This window comes from Longimicrobium sp. (assembly GCF_036280135.1).
In the GTDB taxonomy this organism is placed as follows: domain Bacteria; phylum Gemmatimonadota; class Gemmatimonadetes; order Longimicrobiales; family Longimicrobiaceae; genus Longimicrobium.
The window spans coordinates 1-7,708 of record NZ_DASURI010000991.1 but is presented as its reverse complement, the minus strand read 5'-3'; the positions used below and the strand labels follow the sequence as shown (position 1 = coordinate 7,708).

Sequence of the window (7,708 nt, the reverse complement as noted above, 5' to 3'; positions counted from 1 at the left end):
AGCGCCCGCGCTTCAGTGGCGCCGTGGGCCTGCAGCGCTTCGGCGCGGGCGACGGCGGCGGGAGCGTGGGCCTGACCCTGGGCGGATCGGTGACGCTGCCGTCCACGGCGCGCCGCGCCAACCAGGCCGCGCTCGCGTCCGCCGACGCGGAGATCGCGGCCGCCACGGCGGAGCTCGACGCCGCCGTGGCCTTGACGCGGGCGGAGCTCGCGGCGGCGCGGGAGCGCTACGAGGCCGCGCGCGTCCGCCTGTCCGCCTTTGACGCGGCGCTGCTGCGCGGCGCGCGCGAGGAGCGGGAGGCGGCGCTGGCCTCCTTTCGCACGGGCGAGCTGAGCCTGATGGAGCTGCTGGACTTTGAGCGGGCGCTGGCCCGCGCCGAGACGGAGCGGCTGCGGAGCGCGGTGGATGCCGCGAACGCCCTGGCCGATCTCTACGCCGCCGGCGCCGTCGGCGATGACCACGATGCGCCCGCCGACCGCGGAGGGAACGATGACTGATGGATGGATGGGGATGATCCGCCGCGCCGCGCGCCTGGCGCTCGTCGCCGCCCTGCTGGCGCTCCCCGCCTGCGGGGACGACGCGGCGCCGGAGACGAAGGCGGGACGGACGGAATCCGCCGACCACGCGGGCGAACCGGCGAACGGCGAGGCGGAGCACGCGGGGGAGGACGAGCACGCGGAGCAAGGGCGCGTGACGCTCACCGAGGCCGCCTATCGCACCGCCGGGATCCAGGTGGAGCCCGTCGTCGCGGAGGGGGTCGCCGCCGCCGGATCGGGGCTGCAGGTGCCGGGGCAGGTGGAGTTCGAGCCGGAGCGCGTGGCCGTCGTCTCGCCGCGCGCGGCCGGGCGCATCGAGCGGCTGGTCGTGGTGGAAGGCGACCGGGTGCGCGCGGGGCAGACGGTGGCGCTCATCAGCAGCCGCGAGTTCCTGACGGCGCAGAACGACCTGGTGCAGGCCGTCCGCCGCGCCCGCGTGCTGGCGGGGACGCGGGACGCGGCCGGCGCGGACGCGCTGGCCGACGCCGCGCGCCGGCGGCTGCGGCTGCTGGGCGTGGGCGACGGGGCCCTCGGCCGCATCGCCTCCACGGGCGAGATCGGCGCGCTCATGCCGGTGCCCGCGCCGTTCAGCGGCAGCATCGTGGAGGCGCGGGCCCTGGCGGGGCAGGCGGTGGAGGCCGGGACGCCGCTCTTTACGATCGCCGACCTCTCCTCCGTGGACGTGGCGGCGGAGGTCCCCGAGCGCAGCATGCCCCTGCTCCGCATCGGCCAGCGGGCCACGATCACGCTCGCGGCCTATCCCGCGCTCCGCTTCGAGGGGCGCGTGGAGCGGCTGCGCGACCAGCTGGATCCCGCCACGCGCACCGTCCGGGCCATCATCCACGTCCCCAACCCGGAGCGGGCGCTGCGGCCGGGGATGTTCGCCGGCGTGACGCTGGACGCGCCGGCGGAGGCCGCGCTGCGGACCGACGCGGCCACGCTGCTCGTGATCCCCGAGACCGCGCTCGTCACGGAGGGCGAGGCCCGCTACGTCTTCGTGGAGGTCGCCCCGCGCACCTTCGAGCGCCGCGCCGTGGAAGTGGAGGCGCTGAGCGCGCCGGGCTCCACCGTGCCCGCCGTGGGCCGCGTGGCCGTGCGCGCCGGGCTCACGGCCGGGGAGCGGATCGCCGTCTCCGGCGCCTTTACCCTCAAGTCGGAGATGGGCAAGGCCGGCTTCGAGCACGGCCACTGAGGGGGGGCGATCATGATCGACAAGCTGATCGCCTGGGCCGTCCGCAACCGGGGCGCGGTCCTGTTCGGCATCCTGGCGCTGATCGCGGCCGGCACCTGGGCCCTCCGGACCCTGCGCGTGGACGCGTTCCCGGACCTGACCGACGTGCAGGTGCAGGTGCTGGTGGAGGCTCCCGGCCTTTCGCCCGTGGAGGTGGAGCGGCTGGCGACCGCGCCCGTCGAGGTCGCCATGGGGGGCCTGCCGCGCGTGACGCAGGTGCGCTCGGTGAGCAAGTACGCCTTTGCCGCGGTGACGATCGTCTTCGAGGAGGGCGTGGACCTGTACTTCGCGCGCACCCTGGTGGCCGAGCGGCTGCAGGGGGTGCGCGCGTCGCTGCCCCCGGCCGCCGAGGCGCAGATGGGGCCCATGTCCGCCGCCAACAGCGAGATCTACTTCTACACGCTGGAGGGCGGCGGCAGGGACGTGATGGAGCTGCGCACCCTCCACGATCGGCTGGTAAAGCCGCAGCTGCGCGCCGTGCCGGGCGTGGCGGAGGTGAACTCGTTCGGCGGCCACGTGCGGCAGGTGCAGGTGGTCATCCGCCCGGAGGCGCTGGCCAGCTACCGGCTTACCCTGCACGACGTGGTGACGGCCATCGAGGCCAACAACGCCGTCGCGGCCGGCGGCTACCTGGAGCACCGCGACGAGCAGTACATCCTGCGGGGCCTGGGGCAGGCCGTGGGGCCCGGGGACCTGGCCCGCACCGTCATCCGCTCCAGCGAGGCGGGCGTGCCCGTGCTGGTGGGCGACGTGGCGGACGTGGGATACGGCGCGGAGCTGCGCCAGGGCGCCGTCAGCCGCGACGGCCGGGGCGAGGTGGTGAGCGGCCTGGTGCTGATGCTGCGCGGCGGGAACGGCCGCGAGGTGGTGGCCCGCGTCCGCGAGCGGGTGGAGCAGGTCAACCGCTCGCTGCCCACGGGCGTGCGCATCCGCCCCTACTACGACCAGGCGGACCTGGTGAACGGCACCCTGCGCACGGTGCGGCGCAACCTCCTCGAGGGCGGCTTCCTGGTCATCGCCGTGCTGCTGCTCTTTTTGGGCAACGTGCGGGCGGCGCTCGTCGTGGCGCTCACCATCCCCTTCTCCCTGCTGTTCGCGTTCCTGGGAATGCGGTGGCTGGGCCTCTCCGCCAACCTGATGAGCCTGGGGGCCATCGACTTCGGGATGATCGTGGACGGCTCGGTGGTGATGGCCGAGCACTACGTCCGCACGCTGCACGAGGACGAGGCGCGCGGCGACCTGCCGCGCGACTACGCGGGCCTGGCCCGGCGGCTGGTCGAGGCGGGGCGCGAGGTGGCGCGGCCCATCGCGTTCGGCGTGCTCATCATCATGCTGGTCTACGTGCCCATCGCCACGCTGCAGGGGCTGGAGGGGCGCATGTTCCGGCCCATGGCCATCACCGTCGCCATCGCGCTCCTGGGCTCGCTGGTGCTGGCGCTGGCGTGGGTGCCGGCCGCGGCCACGCTGGCCTTTCGCCGGGGCGCGCGGGAATCGGGGTACGCCGTGCGCCTGGCCGCGTGGCTGGACCGCCGGTACGCGCCGCTGCTGGCCCGCGTGATGCGCCGGCCCGGGGCCACGCTCGCGTGCGCCGCCGCCCTGTTCGCCGGTTCGGTGCTGCTGGTGCCGGCGCTGGGGACCGAGTTCCTGCCGGAGCTGGACGAGGGCTCCCTCGTCGTCCAGGCCCTGCGCGACCCGAGCGTCTCGCTGACGCGGTCGGTGGAGATGCAGCGCGAGATGGAGCGCACCCTCCGCATGTCGCCGGAGGTGACCACCGTGGTGAGCCGCGTGGGCCGCGCGGAGATCGGCAGCGACCCCATGGGGCTGCACCAGGCCGACGTCTTCGTGATGCTCAAGCCCCGCGCGCAGTGGCGGCCGGGGCTGACCAAGGCGGCGCTCCAGGCGGAGATGGAGCACCGGCTGGGCGGGCGCGTGCCGGGGATGGGCTTCGTCTTCACGCAGCCCATGGCCATGCGGCTGGACGAGCTCATCAGCGGCGTGCGCGGCGACCTGGCCGTAAAGGTCTTTGGGGACGACCCGGAGCGGAACCGGCGGGCGGCGGAGCGCGTGGCATCCGTCGTCCGCTCCGTCCCCGGCGCGGCCGAGGTGCAGGTGGAGGCCACGGAAGGGCAGGGATACCTGAACGTGCGGATGGACCGCGCGGCCATGGCGCGCTTCGGCATCCCCATGGAGGAGATGCAGGAGGCGCTGGAGACGGCGGTGGGCGGCCGGCCCGTGTCGCAGGTGGTGGACGGCGCCTACGTGCTGGACGTCGTCGTCCAGTACCCCGCCGAGCTGCGGACGTCCGTCGAGGCCATCGGCGCCATCACGGTGCCCTCGCCGGGGGGCGCGCGCATCGCCCTGGCGCGGGTCGCGGACATCCGCCTGGAGTCCGGGCCCGTGCAGGTGAGCCGCGAGCAGGCGCAGCGGCTGGTCGTGGTCTCCGCCAACGTCTCCGGCCGCGACCTGGGCGGCTTCGCGCGGGACGTGCAGGCGGCGGTGGCGGCGCGGGCGGACCTGCCCGACGGCGTGTTCCTGGACTTTGGCGGGCAGTTCGAGAACCAGCAGCGGGCCATGGCGCGGCTCCGGATCGTGGTGCCGCTCTCCATCGCCCTCATCGCGCTGCTGCTCTACGTCTCGCTGCGGTCGTGGACGCTGGCGGGGCTGGTGCTGGCCAACCTGCCGTTCGCGGCCGTGGGCGGGATCGCGGCGCTGTGGCTGCGCGGGCTGCACCTGTCCGTCTCGGCCTCCATTGGCTTCATCGCGCTCTTTGGCGTGGCGGTGCTCAACGGGCTCGTCCTGCTGACGACGGTGCAGCGGCGGCGGCAGGAGGGCGCCGGCGCGGCGGAGGCGGCCGTGGCGGGCTCGCGCGAGCGGCTGCGGCCCGTGCTCATGACGGCCACGGTGGCCAGCATCGGCTTCATCCCCGTCGCGCTCTCGCACGGCACGGGCGCCGAGGTCCAGCGCCCGCTGGCCACGGTGGTGATCGGCGGCCTGGCGACGTCCACGCTGCTGACGCTGCTGGTCCTCCCCACGCTCTACGCCTGGATCGAGGGCCGGCGGGAGCGCCGGGCCGCGCGCAAGGCGGCGCGTACCGCGGGGGCGTGACGGACGGGCGGTGCCGGGCCCGGGGACCCGGCACCGCGTCCTCTTTCCCGGGATCCGACCTCCGCGCGGACCGGACGGCCGACGGGACGGCGGGTGGGGCCGCGGACAGCGATCCGTGCGCCCCATCCGCCGCGGTGTTTCCACGGCTACCCGTCCGCCGCGCCGCATGGGCACGCTTCTTGGTCCTGCCCCACCCTCGCGTGGCCGGCCGGGGGGACGAGGGAAGGAGGGAACGATGCTGATCACGGATCTTCCATGAACGAACTGGCCGACGGCTCGCGGGTTCGCGCCGCCCTCTCGGCGCAGGAGGCGAAGGATCTCGCCATCGCCGTCCGGGCGATGTCGCGCCGGGTGCGGGACGCGCAGGCCCAGCGAAAGGAGACGCGCACCGGGACCGGGCCGCTGGCGGGTGAAGCGCCGCTCCTGCGCGGCGAGCAGGCCCGCGCCCTGCTGGAGCGGTGCGCCGCCGCGCGCGAAACGGCCCGGTACCTTGCCGCCTCGGCGAGGGCCGCGCGGCACGCCGCCGGGGAACAGGTGCAATGGCTGAGGGGGCGGAGAGCGGATGACGGCGTTCCGCCCGCGCGTCCGGGCGAGTCGCCGCTGGCGATGCGGCAGCCCTGGCACCGCGAGGAGGAACGATGATCGCGCCGCGCGTCCCGCCGGCCGGCGACGCCGTGATGGTCCGCACGGGGCCGCGGACCCGCCCGCGACCCGTCCTGAAGGCGGCGCGGCCGGATGAACGAGCGTCGGGCTGAACGAGGGGGCGCGGGAGGACGCGCGGCGGGGCGCCGGACGAGATCCGGCGCCCCGCCGTGTTTCCGTACCCTTCCATGCGGTTCCGCGCCGGGCGTCCGGGGCGCCGGAGGCCGACCGGCCCCGTCCCCACGACGCGCTCAGCGACCGCGAGGAGGAGGTGCTGCGCCGAACGACGAGGAGAGTGTTGATTCGCCGCTGCGAACGTCTCCCTGGCCCCGGCGTGACGCCGACGGGAGCGGGGTCTACCGCACCGCGGCCCCCGGGTCGCCGTAGACGGTGTAGGCCAGCCAGGTGGGATCGTTGTCGGAGCGGATGGCCAGCCGGGCCGCGCGCACGGCGGCGCCCAGCCCCTTTCCGGCGCGCAGCTCGCGGTAGAAAGCGCGCGAAAAGGCGCTGGCCGTCTTGTCCGAGATGGACCAGTACGCCCCTACGAAGGCGCCCGCGCCGGCCTCGAGGAACTGCCGGGCCCATCCGCCCGCGCCCACCAGGGTAAAAGCGCCGCGGGCCCCGTGGCACGAGTTCAGGAACACCAGCGGCTGCGACCGTCCCAGGTTGTGCGCGTCGCCGCTGATCTCGTCGGCGCGCAGGTCCTCCCTTGCTTCCAGCACGATGGAGGAGCGGTCGGCGTTGGGACCCCGCCTGACCCCGTGGCCGCTGAAGTGGAACCCGTCGAAGCTGCCGGTGGCGAGCGCCCTTCGCACGTCCAGGTAGCGGGCCGGGATCTCGCTCACGGCGCCTCCCTCCGCGGCCAGCGAGAGGAGGAACTCCCGCTCCTCCCGCACGGCGGGCAGCCTGGGGTCGCGCGGCATCACCAGGGCCAGGTTGTCCAGCGTGAGCCACGGGCAGCCCGGCACGCCCGGGATCCACCGGGTGATCTCGAACGCCTCGCAAAAGAACGGGCCCTCGACCACCTTGCCGTCCTGCATCCCCGTCAGGCGGCACAGCTCCCAGGGGATCCACGCCTCCTCGGAGTAGATCTGCACCGAGGCGATGCGGTGGCGGTGCTCCCAGAGGAGCGCCCGCAACTCCGCGGGGAAGATGGACTCGAACAGCCGCGTGCCCTTTCCCTCCAGCTTGCGTGCCACCAGCGCTGGCGAATAGTCCGGCCGGTGGCCGATCTCCTCGATGTCGGCGAAGAAGTCCTCGAAGTACCGCAGCGGCTCCATCCCCAGCGGCACGGGCCCGAACTCCTTGTGCGTAAGCCGGAGCGCCGCGTCGCGCGCCGTCGCGCGGATGCTGAGGGACGGGCCGCGCAGCGCGTCGCGCTGCTCCACGATGAGCAGCGACAGGTCAGGCGCGGCGGACGGACCAGCGCCCAGCGCGCCCGCCGCCCGCAGCACGGGCGCCGGTGCCGCGTCGGGCCCTGCCTCGGCCGCCGGGTGGATCACCGTCTCCAGGCGCGGGAGGGCGCCCAGGAAGCGTCCCCCGTGCAGCGCGAACACCCGGACCACGCCGGGGCCGGGGCGCACGGCGCGCAGCCGGAACCGCGCGTGCGCGGGAGCGCCGCCGTCCACGGAAACGGAGAGGATGGTGGTGTCGTTCCCCTCCACCTCGAAGCCCTCGCGGGCCAGCACCACCACCTCCAGCGCGGCGCCGCCCGGCAGGTCCACGGGCAGGGGCGACGGGTCCGCCCCGACCTCGACCTCGAGGAGCACCGTCTGGCCGACCGTCGTCTCCCCCGGCATCTCCGCCCGGAGGTACCGCGACGCCGTCCCGTCGCCGCGGCGCGAGTGCCGGAGTGCCTGGTCGGTGAGCATGAATCGCGTGTCGCGGCCGGAGAGGCGGCCGGGCTCAAAGACGCCGGCGAGCACGCCGTCCTCCATCACCAGGCAGGTCTCGCGCCCCGCCATCGCGCCGGCGCGCGACCGGACGGGCACGGCGTGACGAGCGTGCGTCAGCCCGCTTTCCTGGAGCGGCGCGGATCCGTCGGCGCCCGCGGTCCTTTCCTCGAAGTCCCGCGCGGATACCAGGTAGTAGTCCGGCGCGTCGCCCAGGGCGATCACGAGGTGGCGCGCGCTGGTTTCGTCCAGCAGCCGGCGCGCCTGTTCCACGGAGCGCAGGCCGCCGACCACCAGGAAGC

The 7,708-nt window shown here is 75.1% G+C and carries 5 protein-coding genes; 4 read left to right on the top strand and 1 reads right to left on the bottom strand.

Annotation, left to right across the window (positions count from 1 at the left end):
* The 4 genes from VFZ20_RS31865 to VFZ20_RS31850 form a co-directional block, all read left to right on the top strand.
* Positions 1-497, top strand: a 497-nt coding sequence (locus VFZ20_RS31865) for a TolC family protein (RefSeq protein WP_329688019.1), incomplete at its 5' end; no start/stop codon positions are given.
* Positions 490-1,728: an efflux RND transporter periplasmic adaptor subunit gene (locus VFZ20_RS31860; protein ID WP_329688018.1), complete on the top strand. Its 1,239-nt coding sequence runs from the start codon at positions 490-492 to the stop codon at positions 1,726-1,728. The genes VFZ20_RS31865 and VFZ20_RS31860, both read left to right, overlap by 8 nt.
* Positions 1,729-1,740: 12 nt before the next feature.
* Entirely contained in the window at positions 1,741-4,872 is a 3,132-nt protein-coding gene (locus VFZ20_RS31855; RefSeq protein WP_329688017.1) for a CusA/CzcA family heavy metal efflux RND transporter, read from the top strand.
* A 255-nt stretch (positions 4,873-5,127) separates the two neighbouring features.
* Positions 5,128-5,514, top strand: a complete 387-nt coding sequence (locus VFZ20_RS31850; protein WP_329688016.1) for a hypothetical protein — start codon at positions 5,128-5,130, stop codon at positions 5,512-5,514.
* 356 nt (positions 5,515-5,870) lie between these two features.
* Here VFZ20_RS31850 and VFZ20_RS31845 read toward each other — a convergent pair.
* The coding region (locus tag VFZ20_RS31845; RefSeq protein WP_329688015.1) for a CHAT domain-containing protein at positions 5,871-7,708 on the bottom strand (1,838 nt) is incomplete at its 5' end.

Coding starts and splice junctions, on each gene's coding strand:
- VFZ20_RS31860 (WP_329688018.1), top strand. CDS start 490: ATGACTGATGGATGGATGGGGATGATCCGCCGCGCCGCGCGCCTGGCG.
- VFZ20_RS31855 (WP_329688017.1), top strand. CDS start 1,741: ATGATCGACAAGCTGATCGCCTGGGCCGTCCGCAACCGGGGCGCGGTC.
- VFZ20_RS31850 (WP_329688016.1), top strand. CDS start 5,128: ATGAACGAACTGGCCGACGGCTCGCGGGTTCGCGCCGCCCTCTCGGCG.